The sequence below is a fragment of the Arthrobacter sp. MDT1-49-2 genome, from assembly GCF_059090185.1.
Map to the genome: position 1 here is coordinate 140487 of NZ_JBNHFK010000003.1, position 16811 is coordinate 157297.

Below are 16811 nucleotides of genomic sequence, written 5' to 3' on the forward strand. Positions count from 1 at the left end.
GTCTGCACGACGCCGCCCCCTGCCGGCCCAACTGCAGACCATGCTGGCACGGGGAACCGCACGGCGGGCAGTTATCCACAGGCAACAGGACCGTCCGGGGCGGGGCTAGGCTGGAATCATGCCTTCCCCGTCCCGGACCCCCGATGCTTTGATACCGGCAACCACCAGCAGCGGGATCCCCATCCAGGTCCGCCGATCCGCCCGCCGCAAGCGCACCGTGAACGCGGTATTCCGTGACGGCGTGGCACTGGTCTCCATCCCCGCCCACTTTTCCGCCGCCCAGGAAGCAGAATGGGTGAAGCGCATGGTCGCGAGGCTGGAACAGCGTGTGTCCCAGGAACCGGATGAAGCCACCAGTGAAAGCGATCTGATGCGCCGGGCGGCCGAACTTTCCAGCCGCTATCTCTCCGGGCACGCCCGGCCCGTCTCCGTGCGGTGGGTCAGCAACCAGAACTCACGCTGGGGATCGGCCACTCCCGGCCGGGGGACCATCCGGCTTTCCGACAAGCTGAAGGGGATGCCGCAGTGGGTGGTGGACTACGTGCTGCTCCACGAACTTGCCCACCTGCTGGTCCCCTCTCACGGCCCGGCCTTCTGGCGGCTGCTGGAAAACTATCCGCAGACGGAACTGGCGAAGGCGTTCCTCTCGGGAGCTGCCTTCGCCAGTTCGCGCGGACTTAAGGGGGAAATGGGGGAGGACTAGCGCAAGGCCCTGCGGGCACTGCACCAGTCCTCTCGCCCGACCGCTATTGGCCGGCCCGGTTCCTCCGGGGCTTAGTTGGAACCCGGCTTTCCGGGTTCATCGGTGTCGCCGGTTCCGTTGCCGTCAGCGTCGCTGTCGTTATTCCCGGCGTCCTTGAGCTCCTCCGAGCCTTCGCCCGTACCCTCACCGGTGTCGGCGGGCTTCTCCGCTTCGTCCGGGGTATCAAAGCCGCCGTCAAGCAGGCGCTTGAGCGCGGCATCGACGTCGGAGTCGGCGGCTTCGATCAGCTGGCGCCGCTTGCCGAAGCCCTGGGGATCGTCCAGGTCCTCGGACGTCGGCAGCAGGTCCGGATGCTCCCACACGGCGTCGCGGCCTTCGATTCCGCGTTCTTCGGTCAGGTGCGCCCAGAGGGCCGCGGCATCCCGCAGGCGGCGCGGCCGCAGTTCCAGGCCCACCAGCGAGGCGAAGGTGTGCTCGGCAGGCCCGCCGCTGGCCCGGCGGCGGCGGATCATCTCACGCAGCGCGCCGGCGGAAGGCAGATTCGCGGTGGCCGCGGCGGTGACTTCGTCCACCCATCCCTCCACCAGGGCCAGCGCGGTTTCCAGACGCTCCAGGGCAGCTTCCTGCGCCTGGGTCCGCTGCGGCTGGAACACGCCTCCGGAGAGGGCCGACTGGATGGATTCCGGATTGGACGGGTCGATGTCCCGTGCGGCTTCCTCGATCTTGGAAATATCGATATGGATGCCCCGGGCATAGCTCTCGATGGCCCCGAAAAGATGCGCCGTCAGCCAGGGCGCGTGCGCGAAGAGACGGGCGTGGGCAGCCTCGCGGACCGCGAGGTACAGCCGGATCTCCGCTTCGGGCACGTCCAGGCCCTCGCCGAAGGCGGCAACGTTGGCCGGAAGCAGCGCCATGGTTCCGGAAGCCAGCGGCAGTCCGATGTCGGTGGAGCTGACCACTTCCTTGGACAGGGCGCCTACCGCCTGGCCAAGCTGGATGCCGAACATCGCACCGCCCATGTTGGCGAGCATCGAGGAGGCTCCGCCCATCATGGACTTCATTTCCTCCGGCATCTGGGTGGTGATGGCGTTGGAGAGTGCTTCGGAGATGCTCACGGCCACGGGCTCGGTCAGCCGCCGCCAGGAATCCATGGTGGCCTCCACCCACTCCGCGCGGGACCATGCCCGGCCAAGTGTGGAGGTGGCCGCGAAGTCGGTGACCGGATCCAGCCAGAGGCCGGCCAGGTGCAGCGCCTCATCCACTTCCCGGGCAGCATTGGGGCCGGCTGAGGGGTCGCTGCCGGTGGCCGCGACCCGCCGGGCATTGTCCTTGGCCAGCTGCCAGTTCACCGGGCCGTCAGAGGAGGCACTGAACATTGCCTGGACCTGCTGGAAGATCATGGCCATGGCGTTGGGATCGGAAGGCAGGCCCGCCGCCTTGGCCAGTTCAGCGGGATCCATGCCGCCGGCGCCGCCGCCGCCGAACAGGCGTGCAAGCATCTCGGACAGGGGGTCCTGCGGGTTGTCCCCTCGGTCGGATGGGTTGGAGCTCATGGGATACCACCGGTCCTGTGGAAGAAGATAGTGCCTTACGGCCCGGCACCTGCCGGACATATTCCCTTTACGTTACCGGCAGTGCCTGATGTGTGTCCCGTACGGCGCCGATCGTTCGCTGTAGGCAAAGCCAGGCGCGTGCACCTTCGCGCCTGCAGGCGGATGGGCGCGTAGGCTTGCAGGGTTGGCAGCCGGACCACGGCGCCGGGAACATGCCGTACACGAGCGCAGGAACAGAGCGCAGGAAAAGGTTGGTCAGTTGCGCCCCTCTCATGACGACAGCAGTACCCCCGATGGCAACGGAAGTGCCGCCGGGAACGGCCGGCCCGGCGGCGCGCGCCCCGGGAAGCCGGTACCGGCCCCCGCGCCGGACGGAAGCTACAACGTCTACCCGTACCAGGGACTGGGGCAGGGGCAGCCTGCGCCCGCCCGGCGCACGCCGCGCGCGCGGGCCATGCTCGTCTCCGGTGCGCTGGCCCTCCTCCTGGGTGCAGCGGGAGTGCTGCTGCCTGCGCAGTACGTGGTGGAATCACCGGGCCCCACGTTCAACACGCTGGGCAGCGCCGGCGGCAAGGACATCATCGAAATCGAGGGACGCACCAGCTATCCGACCGACGGCGAGCTGGACCTGACCACCGTGTATGTGTCCGGCGGCCCCAGCACCAACATCAGCATTTTCCAGGCCGTGGGAGGCTGGCTGAACACTGACGACGTCGTGTACCCCACGGAGTTCCTGTACGCCCCCGGAACCACCAGCGACCAGGTGGATGAGGAAAACGCCGCGGCGATGACGTCTTCCCAGGAAGCCGCGGTCGCCGCTGCCCTGACGGAGCTGGATATTCCGTACACGCAGGAACTCACGGTCGCCGCCGTGGTGGAAGGATCGGCGGCGGAAGGCCTGCTGCAGCCCGGAGACACCGTCCTGGCGGTAGGGGACACCCGGATCGACGGTATCGAGACCCTGCGCAGCACCCTGAACGACGTCGGAGGCTCGCCCACCGACGTGACGGTGCGCCGCGACGGTGCGGAGGAGGTGGAGACCGTGACGCCCGCACAGAACGAGTCCGGCACCTACCAGCTGGGCATCGAGCTGGCAACCACGTTCGATTTCCCCTTTGACGTCGAAATCGGCCAGGGCATGGAACGGGTCGGCGGTCCCTCGGCCGGAATGATGTTCGCGCTGGGGATCATCGACCGCCTCACGCCGGAGCAGCTCACCGAGGGAAAGCACTTCGCCGGCACCGGAACCATCGACGCGGCCGGCAACGTGGGACCGATCGGCGGTATCCGGCAGAAACTCATCGGTGCCTCCGACGCGGGAGCCGAATTCTTCCTTGCCCCGGCCGCGAACTGCGCCGAGGTTGTGGGGCATGTGCCCGAGGGCCTCGGCGTCGTCCGCGTCGCCACGCTTGAAGAGGCGCTGTATGCGGTGCAAAAACTTGCCGCCGGCGGCAGCGCGGCGGATCTGCAGCAGTGCACTTCATAGCCGGTCGCTGACCGCGGGCACTGGCAGGCGCCGCCGTGCCTCGTTACGATCGGGACAAGGTTCTCTCCGGCGCCTTGGAGAAGTAGCAGCCGGAGAGGGTTCCAAGGCAGAATGGTCTACGGACGGCTTCCGGGCCATCCGGCGGGGACACATATGCGACGGGGCACCGCCCCCGCAGAACATCCCTCCGGTGCGGCCGGCAATGCCGCGAGCCGACGCACCGAACGATGAGGTAACTGTGACTTCCGGACCAAACGGCCCATTTTCCCGACCCGGCACGGCAACGTCCAGCGGAAGGCGACGGCGGCGCAGCCCGCTGATTGCCACGCTGATTGTGGTCGCCGTGCTTGTCATTGGCTTTGTGTATTTCTCACAGGTCTATGCAAACGTCCTCTGGTACAACCAATTGGGTTATCTGGAAGTCTTCCTCAAGGAGAACCTGACCCGCATCTGCATGTTCCTCGCTGCGTTCCTGGTGATGGCAGCGGCCGTTTTCACCAGTATCCGGGTCGCCTACAAATCGCGCCCCATCTACGCCCCGGACAGCGCACTGCAGGACAACCTGAACCGGTACCAGGCCCAGTTGGAGCCGATCCGGAAGCTGCTGATGATCGGCATTCCGATTGTTGTCGGCGGGTTCGCGGGCACCGCAGCCATGTCCATGTGGCAGCAGGCACTGCTGTTCTTCAACCGTCGGGACTTCGGCCGGACCGATCCCGAGTTCAACATGGACTACAGCTTCTACCTGAACACGCTGCCGTTCATCGGTTTCATCGTCGGGTTCCTGATCAGCGTCGTCGTGATTGCCGGCATTGCCGGCCTGCTCACGCACTACCTCTACGGCGGCATCCGCCTGGAGGAGAAGGGCGTCTTCGTCAGCCGCCCGGCCCGCATCCACCTGGCGGTCATTGCCGCCGCGTTCCTTATCCTGCAGGGCGTCAATTTCTGGCTTGACCGCTACGACACGCTGCTGAGCACCTCCGGGACCTGGACCGGTGCCCTCTACACCGATGTTGAAGCAGTCATCCCCACCAAGGCCATCCTGGCCGTGGCCTCGGTGATCGTCGCCGTCCTGTTCATCCTTTCGGCCGTCATTGGCCGCTGGCGCCTGCCCATTATCGGTACGGCAATGCTGATTATCACCGCCATCGTGGCCGGCGGCGTCTACCCCTGGATTGTCCAGCGCTACCAGGTCCAGCCGTCGGAGCTGAGCCTGGAACGCGAGTACATCCAGCGCAACATCGACCTGACCCGCGAAGCGTACGGACTCTCTGACACAGAGGTGATCCCGTACGACGCCACGGTGAATGCCAACGCCGGTGCCCTCGCACAGGACGCGGGCACCACCACCAACATCCGCCTGCTGGACCCGAATGTCGTCTCCGACGCGTTCAGCCAGCTGCAGCAGTTCCGCCAGTACTACCAGTTCCCGCAGACCCTGAACGTGGACCGCTATGAGATCGACGGCGAAGTCCAGGACACCGTCATCGCGGTCCGTGAGCTGAACGTCGGCGGCGTGCCGTCCGGCTGGGTGAACGAGCACATTCTCTACACCCACGGCTATGGCGTGGTGGCCGCCCGCGGATCAACGGTTGAGGCGGACGGCAAGCCGAGCTTCATGGAGTCCGGCATCCCCTCCACGGGCGTTCTGACCGAGAACGGCTCCTACGAACCTCGCATCTACTTCGGCGAGAACTCCCCGCAGTACTCCGTGGTCGGCGCACCCGAAGGCACCCCGCCGGTGGAAATCGACCGTCCGCAGACCGGTAACTCGGAGGAGGAATCACAGACCACCTTCAGCGGCAACGGCGGCCCGAGCGTGGGCAACCTCTTCAACCAGCTGGTGTATGCCATCAAGTTCCAGTCCACCGAGCTGTTGCTGGCCGACGCCATCAACGAGGAATCCCAGATCCTGTACGACCGGGATCCCCGCGAGCGTGTGGAAAAGGTTGCTCCCTACCTGACCGTGGACGGCAACGCCTACCCGGCCATTGTTGACGGACGCGTGAAGTGGATCGTTGACGGGTACACCACCAGCAAGTACTTCCCGTACTCCACGCAGCAGGAGCTGCAGGACGCCACCACGGACTCGCTGACCCCGGGCGCCGCCGCCCTGCCGCAGGAGCAGGTCAACTACATCCGCAACGCGGTCAAGGCCACGGTTGACGCCTATGACGGCTCGGTAACGCTGTATGCCTGGGATGACGAGGATCCGCTGCTCAAGTCCTGGCAGGCGGTCTTCCCCTCCACGCTGAAGCCGTACAGCGACATGTCCGCGGACCTCCTGGCCCACGTCCGCTACCCGGAGGACCAGTTCAAGGTCCAGCGCGAACTGCTGGGCAAGTACCACGTGACCGACCCGGACTCGTTCTACAAGAACGACGACGCCTGGAGCGTTCCAAGCGATCCGACCGGAGGCAACGGCAACGTCAAGCAGCCGCCGTACTACCTGTCCCTGCAGATGCCGGGACAGGATGACGCCACGTTCTCGCTGACCACACCGTTCATTCCCTTCGTGAACGAAAACAACGAGGCACGCAACGTGCTCTACGGCTTCCTGTCCGCAGACGCGGACGCCGGCACCGGCGAAGCTGGCGTCAAGAGTGACAGCTACGGCAAGCTGCGGTTGCTCTCGCTGCCCACGGACACCGCTGTTCCAGGCCCCGGCCAGGCACAGAACACGTTCAACTCGGACCCGACCGTCTCGAATGCGTTGAACCTGCTGCGCCAGGGTGCCTCGGAAGTCATCAACGGCAACCTGCTGACCCTGCCGGTCGGTGACGGCATCCTGTATGTCCAGCCGGTCTACGTCCAGTCTTCAGGCGCTTCCTCCTACCCGACGCTGCAGAGGGTGCTGGTCAACTTCGGCGAGAAGGTTGGATTCGCTCCGACGCTCGACGAGGCACTGAACCAGATCTTTGGCGGTGACTCGGGCGCGGAAACCGGCGACGCCGGGAACGTCGGGGCCACCCCGGAGACCCCGGGAGCTGGCGGGGACGCAACTGCACAGTCCGAACTGGCTACCGCACTTGCCGACGCCGGCAAGGCGATCCAGGACGGGCAGGCAGCGCTTGCCCGCGGGGACTTTGCCGCCTACGGGGAAACCCAGAACCAGCTCAAGGACGCCATTGCCCGGGCCACCGCCGCCCAGGAGCAGCTCGACAGCGCAGCCGGTGATACATCCGGCGACGCTGCCACGGGCGAACCTACTGACGGTGCCGCGGACCAGGCTGACGGAGAGGGCGGCGACTAAGCGGGACTGTCCCCGGTTTGCGCCGGGCCCCCGCGGCGGGTAGAGTTGGATATCACGCCGCGGGGTGGAGCAGTTCGGTAGCTCGCTGGGCTCATAACCCAGAGGTCGCAAGTTCAAATCTTGCCCCCGCAACAAAAGAAAGTCCCTCGAGGATCCGCAAGGAACCTCGGGGGACTTTCGCTTTTCACGGGCCGGGGAGACCCTTCCTTAATGGGAGACAACCCCCGGGAACGGAACCCGGACAGCGATGACAGGCTGCTGCGGACCCTGGACCGCAACTGGACGGATCTGCTGAATGAGCTGCGGGTCCTGCAGACCGGAACACAGATCCTCACCGGTTTCCTCCTCACCCTGCCCTTCCAGCAGAAATTCGAGGAACTGGACCGGTTCCAGGTGGGCATCTACCTGACGCTGGTGGGCCTTTCCGTCCTCGTTACCGCGCTGCTGATGTCCACCATCGTGATGCACCGCAGCTTTATCCATCGAAACCTCAAACGGGAGCTGGTGGAGCTGTCGGACCTGCTGCTATGCCTTACGCTCGTGCTGGTCGGGCTGATCCTGGCGGGGACCATCGGACTGGTTTTCGATATTGTGCTCTCCGTCAGGGCAGGTGCCGCAGCGGCACTGGCAATTGCCCTGGTGGTCGCAGCGCTCTGGCTGCCGCTGCCCTACATGCTGCGCCGCCGGGCCATCGCCGGCCGCCGCGTCCCGGCTCCGCCGCACAACGGCGAAGGGCGGGCACCGTAACCGGTGCCCGCCCTTCGCAAAGGGGGAGTGGTCTGGCCGCCTAGTCCTCGATAGCGGACTGCTTGCTGCCGGAAGCGGACTTCAGGGCGGCGAGGCGGGCCTCCACCTCGGTCTGCTCGCCGAGGTCCTCCAGGCTTTCGAACTGGGCGTCCAGGCTGGATGAAGCCAGCTCGTTCGCGCCGCGCACACGTGCTTCCTCACGGCGGATCTTTTCTTCGAAGCGTCCTACTTCGGAGGTCGAGTCCATCACGTCGATGCTCTTCATGGCGTCATGCATCTGGGTTTGCGCGGCGGCATTGCGGGACCGGGCAACGAGTTCGTCCCGCTTGCTCGTGAGCTGGTCCAGCTTGCCCTTCATCTGGTTCAGCCCGGTCTTGAGGCGCTCAACGATTTCCTCCTGGGAAGCAATGGTGGGCTGGGCGCCCTTGGCCTCGTTTTCCGATGCGATCTGGCGCTGGATGGCTACCTTGGCCAGGTTGTCGAACTTCTCTGCGTCGACGGCGTTGCCTGCGGCGCGGAACTCATCGGCCTTGCGGGAAGCGGCCAGGGCCTTGTTGCCCCAGTTCTGGGCGTTCTGAATGTCCTCGTTGTAGTCATCCTGGAGCATGCGCAGGTTGCCGATGGTCTGTGCGACGGCACTTTCAGCCTCGGCAATGTTGTTGCTGTAATCCCGCACCATCTGGTCGAGCATCTTCTGCGGGTCCTCGGCCTGATCGAGGATGGCATTGATGTTGGCCTTCGCCAACTGGGTGATACGTCCGAAAATCGACTGCTTAACCACGATGTCTGCCTTTCAATCTGCTGTGTGTAAGTACTGCCCCGCACCGGCCATGAGGCCCGCACGGTACATCTTGGTGCACCTTCCCGGGCATCCGCCCGGGTGGATCAGAAGTTGCCTCCCGAGGATCCGAAACCGCCGCCTCCGCCGCCGAACCCACCGCCGCCGAACCCGCCGCCGCCGAACCCGCCGAATCCGCCGCCGCCCCAGCCGCCTCCGTGGGAGCCGCCGCGGAGGATGGAATCGATCAGAATGCCGCCCAGGATGGCGCCACCCATCCCGTTCCCGCGTCCGCCGCCAAAGCCGCCGCCGAAGCCGCCGCCGCCGAAACCGTCGACGTCCTGCTGGGCCATGTCAGCTGCCTGGGCCGCGAGGGCGTTGGCCTGCTGGGCATAGGCGAGGGCACTGACCGGATCGGAGGACTGCATCGCGACTGCCTGCTGCAGGTTGCGTTCTGCCTCGGCCAGGCGGGTACGTGCCTCGCTGCCTACTCCGCCGCGGCGCGCCCTGATGTAGTCAGAGGTCCCGGAGATCTGGGCCTGTGCGGCCATGATGGCGTGCTGGAGGGAGTCCCTTGCCCGGCGTTCCTGTTCCTGCCGGTCGCGGATGCCTTCCAGTGCCGCATCGAGCTGGGTGTTCGCAGTTTCCAGCCGGCGGAGCAGCTCCACCGGGTCATACGGGCCGGACTGCAGTGCCCGCTCCACTTCCTCCAGGGCGGCCCGCACGCCGGCCACGGGGCCGGCGAGTCCGGGGGAGGCCCCGGAAGCGGAAAAGGCATCGGCCTGGGCGAGATCCTGCCTGGCATCGGCTACGGCCCGCTGCAGCTCTGTGCGCGCGGCGTCCAGCTCCCTGGACCGCTTGTCGATCGCATCGAGCAGCACATTGGCCTGGTGTACGGACTCTTCGGCGGCGCGGACCAGAACCACCGCCCCGGAGGTGTCCTGTTCAGCGAGTTTTTCCTCGGCCGTAGCGGCGGCATTGGCGACGAAAGCGAGGCGTTCATTGGCCTGGTCGATGTTGTCGCTGACCTGCTGCACCGCTGACACCGCATAGCGCGACCGCAGGCCGTCCAGGGTCGCCGCCGCAGTACTGAGCCGGGAGGAGGCCTGCCCGGCTGACTCACGGGCGGAAGCCAGCGCGGCAGGAGCGTTCTTCTCCAGTTCCCGCAGGGCGTCAAAGTCCTCTTTATGCGCCTGCAGGGACTCGTTGACCGCTTCGCACCGGCGAATGATGTCCTTCAGCCAGGCGCGCTGCTGCGCTTCAGTGTCGGGGATGTGGTCATCCAGCTGCTGCTGCAGCTTGAAGGACTCACCCATATGGTTCCGGGCAGCGGCCAGATCCTCGGAGAAGGTCGCGACGGCATCTTCGCCGTAGGCAGCCATGGCAAAGCCCAGTTCCTGCTCGCTGGACTTGATGGCATCGTCTGCGGCAACCAGCAGGCTTCCAGCCCGCTTCCGCAGATCGGGAACGCTCATGGTGTCCAGCGGGTCCACCGGCGCCGCGGGCCCCTGGCGCCGGGCGGGGTCCACGGTTCCGGACTTGTTCTTCCGGCGGTTGCGCATCAGCAGGGCAGTGCCCACACCGCCTGCCACCACCACGCCGCCGACCACCAACGGAGCAATGCCTGAGCCGGAACCGGAGGCCGCGACGTCCCCGTCGCCTCCGCCGGCAATATCCTCCAGCGATTCCGCCGCTGCCACCGCCGAGTCTGCCCACTGGGAGGAAGTGATGTTCTGCGAACCCAAAAGGGGTTCGGTGGCCGCCGCCAGGATGGCGTTCCGCCGCTCCTGGTTCAGGACGCTCTGGTCACCGGTGGACACCTGGATCTTCCGGTCACCCGTGGCAATGCTGAGCAGCGCCTCCCTGGCACCCATGCCCTTGGCCTGCACGACGTCCCGGGACCAGGCGACGGGATCTGAAGGGCCGGTAAAGGAGTCCACGTAAACCACGTACAGGGTGTACCCGGTGCTCTCCTGTACATCGGCAATTGCCTGCTCCACCTCTGCGGCGTTGCTCCCCAGCACATCGGCCGGATCCACTATGTATTCGCCCGGCGGGATGGTTACAGGGGATTCCGCCGGAAGGGCGGGGGCGACGGGCAATGATCCGTGGATGGCGGCGGGAAAGGCAGCGTGCGCCGGAGCGGTTCCGGCGAAAGCCGCCGCCGGCGGCAGGACCGCCAGTGCACCCAAGCCAAGAATGGCTGCCAACCTGTACCGTGACTGCATAGATAATCCTTTGGTTTGCGTCTCGCCCCGGGTTCAGGTCCCAGCAACCGTTGGTACCGATTCTAGGGGCCACCCCATGCGGCGTCCACCACGCTTAGGCGCCCCCGCCGTCGGTGGACCGGTGGGGCACCCGTCTCTGACCTGCCCTTTTACCGTCAGGAGAAAGATCAGGCTGCGGAGGGGACATTCGGCGTTTTCACAGCCGATGTTCAGCATCCATCCTCATATGTCCCAGCAAGCGCTGTCATAGTAGATACAGAACGTTGTGGCTACACCATGGGTACATCGAACTTCGAAAGGACAGCCCACATGACTGAGCACCACGGGGGAAACGACGGCCCTGCACGGCCGCTGCCGCCCCGCCCGCCGGCACCGCCGTCCTCCGCCGGCTCCGCCCAGAACGATCCGCAGACAGGTCCGCTCACGGAGCCGCTGAATGATCCGGCTGCAGCTGCTGCCAACCGGAACCCCGGCGCGGATGCCCCGGACAGCTCGTCCCCGCATACTCCCTCATCACACACTCCCTCATCCCACACTCCGTCAGCACACGGATCCTCCCCGCACGCAGCCGAAGCAAACGGAGCGGCACCCTACGGGCCGCAGACCTACGGTGAGTCCACCGGCAGTTCGTTCCACCAGGCGCCGGCCGCGCCGGCGGCGGGACGGTCCACGGCCAAGAAGTTCGGTGCCGGCACCCTGGTCGCGGGAATGCTCCTCGCCGGGCTCCTCGGCGGCGGTGTGGCCGTAGGGGCCAACGCGCTGCTGGATGACGGGACTTCAGGTGCGGGACAGGCCGGACAGTCCCAGACCGTCGTCGTCAACAACGAAGACAGCGTTAATGCGGTCACGGCGGCAGCGGTGAAGGCCTCCCCAAGCGTGGTGACCATTGAGGTTGCGGCCTCGGGCAACAGCGGGACCGGCTCGGGAATCGTCCTGGACGATGACGGGCATATCCTGACCAACACCCACGTGGTGACCCTGGGCGGGCTCACCGGCGACCCCGGCATTGAGGTGCAGATGTCCGATGGGCGGGTGCTCCCGGCCACCATCGTGGGCACCGACCCGGTCTCCGACCTCGCCGTCATCAAGGTGGATGCCGACAACCTGACGCCGGCGTCCCTCGGTGACTCCGGAAACCTTAACGTTGGCGACACCGTGATCGCCATCGGCGCTCCGCTGGGGCTCTCCGGCACGGTCACCGACGGTATTGTGTCCACGCTTAACCGCACCATCAGCGTCCAGTCCTCCGCCGCGCCGGAAGGGGAGACGGACGGTTCGGAGGAGCCCGAGGACGACGGCTTCGGATTCCGGTTCGCACCGCCGGACGGTTCCTCGGAAAACCAGTCCTCGGCGGAAAGCTCCATCTACCTGAATGTCATCCAGACAGACGCGGCCATCAACCACGGCAACTCCGGAGGCGCCCTGGTGAACACTGACGGCGACGTTATCGGCGTCAACGTGGCCATCGCCTCGGCAGCCTCGGGTACCGCGGGTGAAGACAGCGGCAACATCGGCGTCGGATTCGCCGTCCCCATCAGCTACGCGGAACGGGTGGCGGATGAGATCATCGACAACGGCTCCGCAACGCACGGATACCTGGGTGTTTCCGTAAAGCCCGCCACGGCGTCGAACTCGTCCTCTTCCTTCACAGTGGGGGCCGAGGTTGCCGAAGTGGTCCCGGGGTCCCCGGGAGAGAAGGCAGGACTGCGTGCCGGCGATGTGGTGACCTCGGTGAACGGCATCCCGATCACCGACGCCCAGTCCCTGACCGCAGCCATCCGGATGCAGCCTGCAGGCGGGAAGGCCACCGTGGACTACACCCGCGGCGGAAAGGCCTCCAGCACCGACGTGACCCTCGGGGATTCCGCCAACCAGTAGCCCGGCCGAGTAAACACAAGACCGGATCAACAGAAGAACACGACGAAGGGCCGCGCCCGGAAGCATCCGGGGCGGCCCTTCCGCCTGCACCGGGCACAATGCCCGTTCGGGGTGTGATTGACTTAAAACGCACCGCCCAACGGGCGGGAACGTCGGCAGGAGAACTTCCAGGCCGTCGGGAACTGATCTTCCTACCGGAAAGGCCGGAATGCAGGACTCAGCCAACCGTCCGCTGAATATTGTCGTCTTGGTAAAGCACGTCCCCGACGCGCAGTTCGACCGGCATCTCACCGGCCCCGGCCACACCCTCGACCGCTCGGAGAGCATCCTCTCGGAGCTGGACGAATACGCTTTGGAAGCCGCACTGACCCTGGCGGAGGCCCGCGGAGGCGAAGCCGCCGGAAACAAGGTAACTGCCCTCGCCATGGGACCCGAGGCCGCCGTCAATGCGGTCAAGAAGTCCCTCCAGATTGGTGCCTACTCCGGGGTCCACCTGTGCGATGCCGCGCTCGCCGGCTCCGATGCCTCGGGGACGTCCCTGGCCCTGGCCGCCGCCGTCCAGTCCGTCGCGCGGACCCTGGGCCCGGTGGACCTGGTGATCACCGGGATGGCCTCCACCGACGGCGAAACCTCCCTCGTCCCCGCGCAGCTGGCCGAACGCCTGCAGCTGGCGCAGATCACCTTCGCGTCCGAACTTGAGGTCACGGAAACGGACGGCGCCACCCTGGTTAAGGCGCGCCGCGACGGCGACTCCTTCACCGAAACCGTCGAGGCCCCCCTGCCGGCCCTGGTATCCGTCACGGACCAGGCCAACGAACCCCGGTACCCGAATTTCAAGGGCATCATGGCGGCTAAGAAGAAAAGCATCACGGTCCTCTCCCTCGCGGATATCGGTCTCGAACCCGCGGAAGTAGGCCTGGAAGGCGCCTGGACATCGGTTGCGGCATCGGCACCGCGGCCGCCACGCGCCCAGGGCACCGTCATTACCGACGACGGTACCGCCGGCGTGCAGCTGGTGGACTTCCTCGCAGCGCAGAAGCTTATCTAGCGAACCCGACCACTTCGAACCCGGCGCACCCCACGCGCCGCCGCCCACGTCCCAAAGGAGCGCATTCATGGCGTCCGTTCTGGTTTTTCTCGATGTTCCTGATTTACCCCTGCCCCGTGCCGCCCGTGAGCTGCTGACCCTGGCCGGCAGCATAGGAGAGCCGGTGGTCGCAGCGGCCCGCCGTCCGGACCCCGAGCTGCTCGCCGCCCTTGCCTCCCATGGGGCGGTCAAGGTTTACGAGCCTGCCGGGGAGCTCGACGGCGTGCTCGTGGCCGCAAAGGCCGGTTTCCTGGCGGCCGCAGCGACGGCGGAGCAGCCGTCGGCCATCCTGCTGGGCAACTCCTTCGAAGACCGCGAGATTGCCGGCCGCACCGGCATCAAGCTCAGTTCCGGCGTGGTGACCGATGCCGTGGCAGTTGCCCCGGACCTGTCCGTGACCAAATCAGTCCTCGCCGGGTCCTATACCTCCACCTGCCGGGTGGAGAGCGGCACCCCCATCATCACGGTCAAGGCCAACAGCATCGAGCCCGCAGCGGCGCAGGACGGCGCTCCGACGCTGGAACTGGTTGAGCTCCCGGTACCGGAAACCGGTCCTGCCGCCCGTGTGACAAGCCGCACCGGCAAACGGGTCAGCGGGCGGCCGGAACTCTCCGAAGCCCGGGTGATCGTCGCGGGCGGGCGCGGCATGGAAGGGGACTTCGGGCCGGTGGAGGAACTGGCCGATCTGCTGGGCGGTGCCGTGGGCGCCTCCCGTGCGGCCACCGATGCAGGCTGGATCGAGCACTCGGCGCAGGTGGGCCAGACCGGCAAGACGGTGTCCCCGCAGCTGTATATCTCCGCAGGCATCTCCGGCGCCATCCAGCAGAAGGCAGGCATGCAGACCGCCAAGGTCATTGTCGCCGTGAACAAGGATGCCGACGCACCCGTCTTCGAAATCGCGGATTTCGGTGTGGTCGGGGATCTTTTCTCCGTACTGCCCCAGGCCGCTGAGGAGATCCGGAAGCGCAGGTCCTAAGGTGGCAGCTGTTTCCACGCCGCGCCGGGTCCTGGCCTTCGCCGCCCATCCGGACGATATCGACTTTGGCGCCGCCGGCACGGTGGCCCGCTGGGCGCGCGAAGGCGCGGACATCACCTACTGCATCATGACCTCCGGCGACGCCGGCGGGTTCGATCCGGCGGACCGCACCAATGTGAGCGGGCTGCGCAGGGACGAACAGCGGGCAGCGGCTCGGCAGGTCGGTGCGCGGGACGTGGTCTTTTTGGATGAGCGGGACGGTTACCTCGAGGTCAACCATGCAGTGATTGCCCGCGCGGTGGAACTGATCCGCCGGGTCCGGCCGGACGTGGTCCTGTCAATGCATCCCGAACGGAACTGGGACAGGCTGCAGGCCAGCCATCCGGATCATCTCGCCTGCGGCGAGATCGTGACCCGTGCGGTCTACCCGGCGGCGGAGAACCCCTTCGCCTATCCCGAACTGGCGGAGCAGGGCCTCGAGGCATACAAGGTGCCGTGGCTATGGTTTTACGGTGCTCCCCGCGAACGGGAGAACACCGCCGTCGACGTCACTGAGACCGTGGACGCAAAGCTTGCCGCGATCCGGGTCCATGCCAGCCAGCACCCGGATATTGACCGTATGGACGCCACCGTCCGCCGGCTCCTGCAGGAGAACGCCAAACGCCACCACCTGCCTGAGGGATCCAGTGCCGAGGCTTTCCATGCCGTTGGAGTGAACACGGACCAAACCATCGCAGGTTTCTGACCGGTCCGGACCGGGAAGCGGCAGCCGCCGTTGCGAGCAGGCGCACCCGGCCCGCAACGCCGGCCGGGTGCGGACAGGTCCTAGGGACGGACTCCGGTGGCGATCAGGGTGTCGGTGTTGAGCTCGAAATCATCGCCGAGTTCGGTCAGGAACGCCTCGCGTACCCGTTCCGCCGCCGCCGGGTCGGCGGGCAGCAGCGTCCGGTAGGTGCTGCCCAGCACCAGCGACCAGGCCAGGGATCCGCTGAGCTGCACCCGGCCCGGCGTCGGCGTCACGGTGACCTCCTGCAGTCCGAGCCCCTGCAGCCAGGCGGTGAGCTTTTCCACTGAATCCAGCCGGCTGAGGTTCTCGACGGCCGGGTGGGTGGCGGCATCGGCCAGATCCGGACGCTCCTGCCGGCATGCCTTCCACAGCAGCTCGTTGAATTCGGCCGCAGCGCCTTCCTGCCAGGTGCTGAGGGCAAGGCGTCCTCCGCTGCGGAGCGAGGACACCAGGGCCGCAGCGGCGGCGTCCATGTCCGGGAGCAGGAACACCGCGTAGGCGCACAGCACTGCGTCATAGGGCTCCTCGGCGGCCCAATCGGAAATATCCGCCTTCGCCAGCTGCACGTTGTTCAGCGAGAGGGTGTCCGCCTTGGCCTGGTTCAGGGCCAGGAGTTCCTCGCTCAGGTCCACTCCGTGCACCACGCCGTCCGGCCCGGCGAACTGTGCGGCCGGGATGGTGGTGGCTCCGCTGCCGCAGCAGGCGTCCAGGACGCGGTCGCCCAGGGCTATGTCGGCCGCCGCCACCAGGGCGTTGCCCATCGGGTTCCACAGCGACGGGGCGAGGCGTTCGAAGTCGGCGGCGCCGTCGTCGTAAGTGGTCCCGAGGGGGTGTTCAGACATGGGTGGATCCTTCGCTAGATCTGGGCACCGGCGAAGCCGTGCTGGCGCCAGGCTTCATACACGGCAATGGAGGCGGAGTTGGCAAGGTTGAGGGAACGCAGCGACGGCAGCATGGGCAGCCGCACGCGGGCGGTGACATGCGGATCCTCCTTGACCTCCGCCGGAAGTCCCACCGACTCCCGGCCGAACATCAGGACGTCACCGGCCCGGTACTGGATATCGGTATAGGAGGTATCGCCATCGGACGTAAACGCGAAAACGCGCTCCGGCCGCAGCGCATCCCAGGCGTCCTGCAACGTCTTATGCACATGGAGCACTGCGAGGTCGTGGTAGTCCAGGCCCGCCCGGCGAAGCTTGGAATCCTCCAGGCTGAAGCCCAGCGGCTCCACCAGATGAAGCTCGGCCCCGGTGATGGCGGCAAGACGGATGGCGTTCCCGGTGTTGCCCGGGATTTCAGGGGTATGGAAAAGGATGCGGAACACAGCTATATCCT

Annotated in this window: 13 protein-coding genes and 1 tRNA gene; 9 read left to right on the forward strand and 5 right to left on the reverse strand. The window is 66.5% G+C overall.

Going from position 1 to position 16811, the window contains the following annotated elements; genetic code table 11:
* Positions 1–118 precede the first annotated feature (118 nt).
* On the forward strand, positions 119–703 hold the full coding sequence (locus tag AC5RTS_RS05570) for a M48 metallopeptidase family protein (protein WP_493991083.1): 585 nt from the start codon (positions 119–121) through the stop codon (positions 701–703).
* Positions 704–774: 71 nt separating this feature from the next.
* Here the strand turns inward: AC5RTS_RS05570 and AC5RTS_RS05575 are convergent, their stop codons facing one another.
* A complete protein-coding gene (locus AC5RTS_RS05575) occupies positions 775–2256 on the reverse strand; it encodes a zinc-dependent metalloprotease (RefSeq protein ID WP_493991084.1) in 1482 nt (493 codons plus the stop codon).
* A 259-nt stretch (positions 2257–2515) separates the two neighbouring features.
* On the opposite strand from AC5RTS_RS05575, the gene AC5RTS_RS05580 reads away from it, so the two are divergent.
* The 4 genes from AC5RTS_RS05580 to AC5RTS_RS05595 all read left to right on the forward strand — a co-directional run bounded on the left by AC5RTS_RS05580 (position 2516) and on the right by AC5RTS_RS05595 (position 7742).
* The gene (locus tag AC5RTS_RS05580; protein ID WP_493991085.1) at positions 2516–3742 is read left to right on the forward strand and encodes a YlbL family protein; all 1227 of its coding nucleotides are present in this window, start codon (positions 2516–2518) and stop codon (positions 3740–3742) included.
* Positions 3743–3980: 238 nt separating this feature from the next.
* Positions 3981–6995, forward strand: coding sequence for a UPF0182 family membrane protein (locus tag AC5RTS_RS05585; protein ID WP_493991086.1), 3015 nt, complete (start codon positions 3981–3983; stop codon positions 6993–6995).
* Positions 6996–7053: 58 nt separating this feature from the next.
* Positions 7054–7127: transfer RNA gene (locus tag AC5RTS_RS05590), tRNA-Met, on the forward strand.
* Between the two features lie 78 nt (positions 7128–7205).
* On the forward strand, positions 7206–7742 hold the full coding sequence (locus AC5RTS_RS05595) for a DUF6328 family protein (protein WP_493991087.1): 537 nt from the start codon (positions 7206–7208) through the stop codon (positions 7740–7742).
* 40 nt (positions 7743–7782) lie between these two features.
* Here AC5RTS_RS05595 and AC5RTS_RS05600 read toward each other — a convergent pair whose 3' ends face one another.
* The gene (locus AC5RTS_RS05600) at positions 7783–8523 is read right to left on the reverse strand and encodes a PspA/IM30 family protein (protein WP_493991088.1); all 741 of its coding nucleotides are present in this window, start codon (positions 8521–8523) and stop codon (positions 7783–7785) included.
* A gap of 104 nt (positions 8524–8627) precedes the next feature.
* Positions 8628–10748: a TPM domain-containing protein gene (locus tag AC5RTS_RS05605; RefSeq protein ID WP_493991089.1), complete on the reverse strand. Its 2121-nt coding sequence runs from the start codon at positions 10746–10748 to the stop codon at positions 8628–8630.
* Between the two features lie 309 nt (positions 10749–11057).
* Between AC5RTS_RS05605 and AC5RTS_RS05610 the strand changes: the two genes are divergently transcribed.
* The 4 genes from AC5RTS_RS05610 to AC5RTS_RS05625 all read left to right on the forward strand — a co-directional run bounded on the left by AC5RTS_RS05610 (position 11058) and on the right by AC5RTS_RS05625 (position 15434).
* A complete protein-coding gene (locus AC5RTS_RS05610) occupies positions 11058–12626 on the forward strand; it encodes a S1C family serine protease (protein ID WP_493991090.1) in 1569 nt (522 codons plus the stop codon).
* A 208-nt stretch (positions 12627–12834) separates the two neighbouring features.
* Positions 12835–13674, forward strand: coding sequence for an electron transfer flavoprotein subunit beta/FixA family protein (locus AC5RTS_RS05615; protein WP_493991091.1), 840 nt, complete (start codon positions 12835–12837; stop codon positions 13672–13674).
* Between the two features lie 67 nt (positions 13675–13741).
* Positions 13742–14689 carry an electron transfer flavoprotein subunit alpha/FixB family protein gene (locus tag AC5RTS_RS05620; protein ID WP_493991092.1) on the forward strand — a complete coding sequence of 316 codons (948 nt, stop codon included), beginning with the start codon at positions 13742–13744 and terminating at the stop codon, positions 14687–14689.
* Between the two features lies 1 nt (position 14690).
* Positions 14691–15434 carry a PIG-L deacetylase family protein gene (locus tag AC5RTS_RS05625; protein ID WP_493991093.1) on the forward strand — a complete coding sequence of 248 codons (744 nt, stop codon included), beginning with the start codon at positions 14691–14693 and terminating at the stop codon, positions 15432–15434.
* 80 nt (positions 15435–15514) lie between these two features.
* Here AC5RTS_RS05625 and AC5RTS_RS05630 read toward each other — a convergent pair whose 3' ends face one another.
* Both AC5RTS_RS05630 and AC5RTS_RS05635 read right to left on the reverse strand, forming a co-directional pair.
* Positions 15515–16318, reverse strand: a complete 804-nt coding sequence (locus tag AC5RTS_RS05630) for a class I SAM-dependent methyltransferase (protein ID WP_493991094.1) — start codon at positions 16316–16318, stop codon at positions 15515–15517.
* 14 nt (positions 16319–16332) lie between these two features.
* Positions 16333–16800, reverse strand: a complete 468-nt coding sequence (locus tag AC5RTS_RS05635) for a tRNA (cytidine(34)-2'-O)-methyltransferase (protein WP_493991095.1) — start codon at positions 16798–16800, stop codon at positions 16333–16335.
* Positions 16801–16811: the final 11 nt, after the last annotated feature.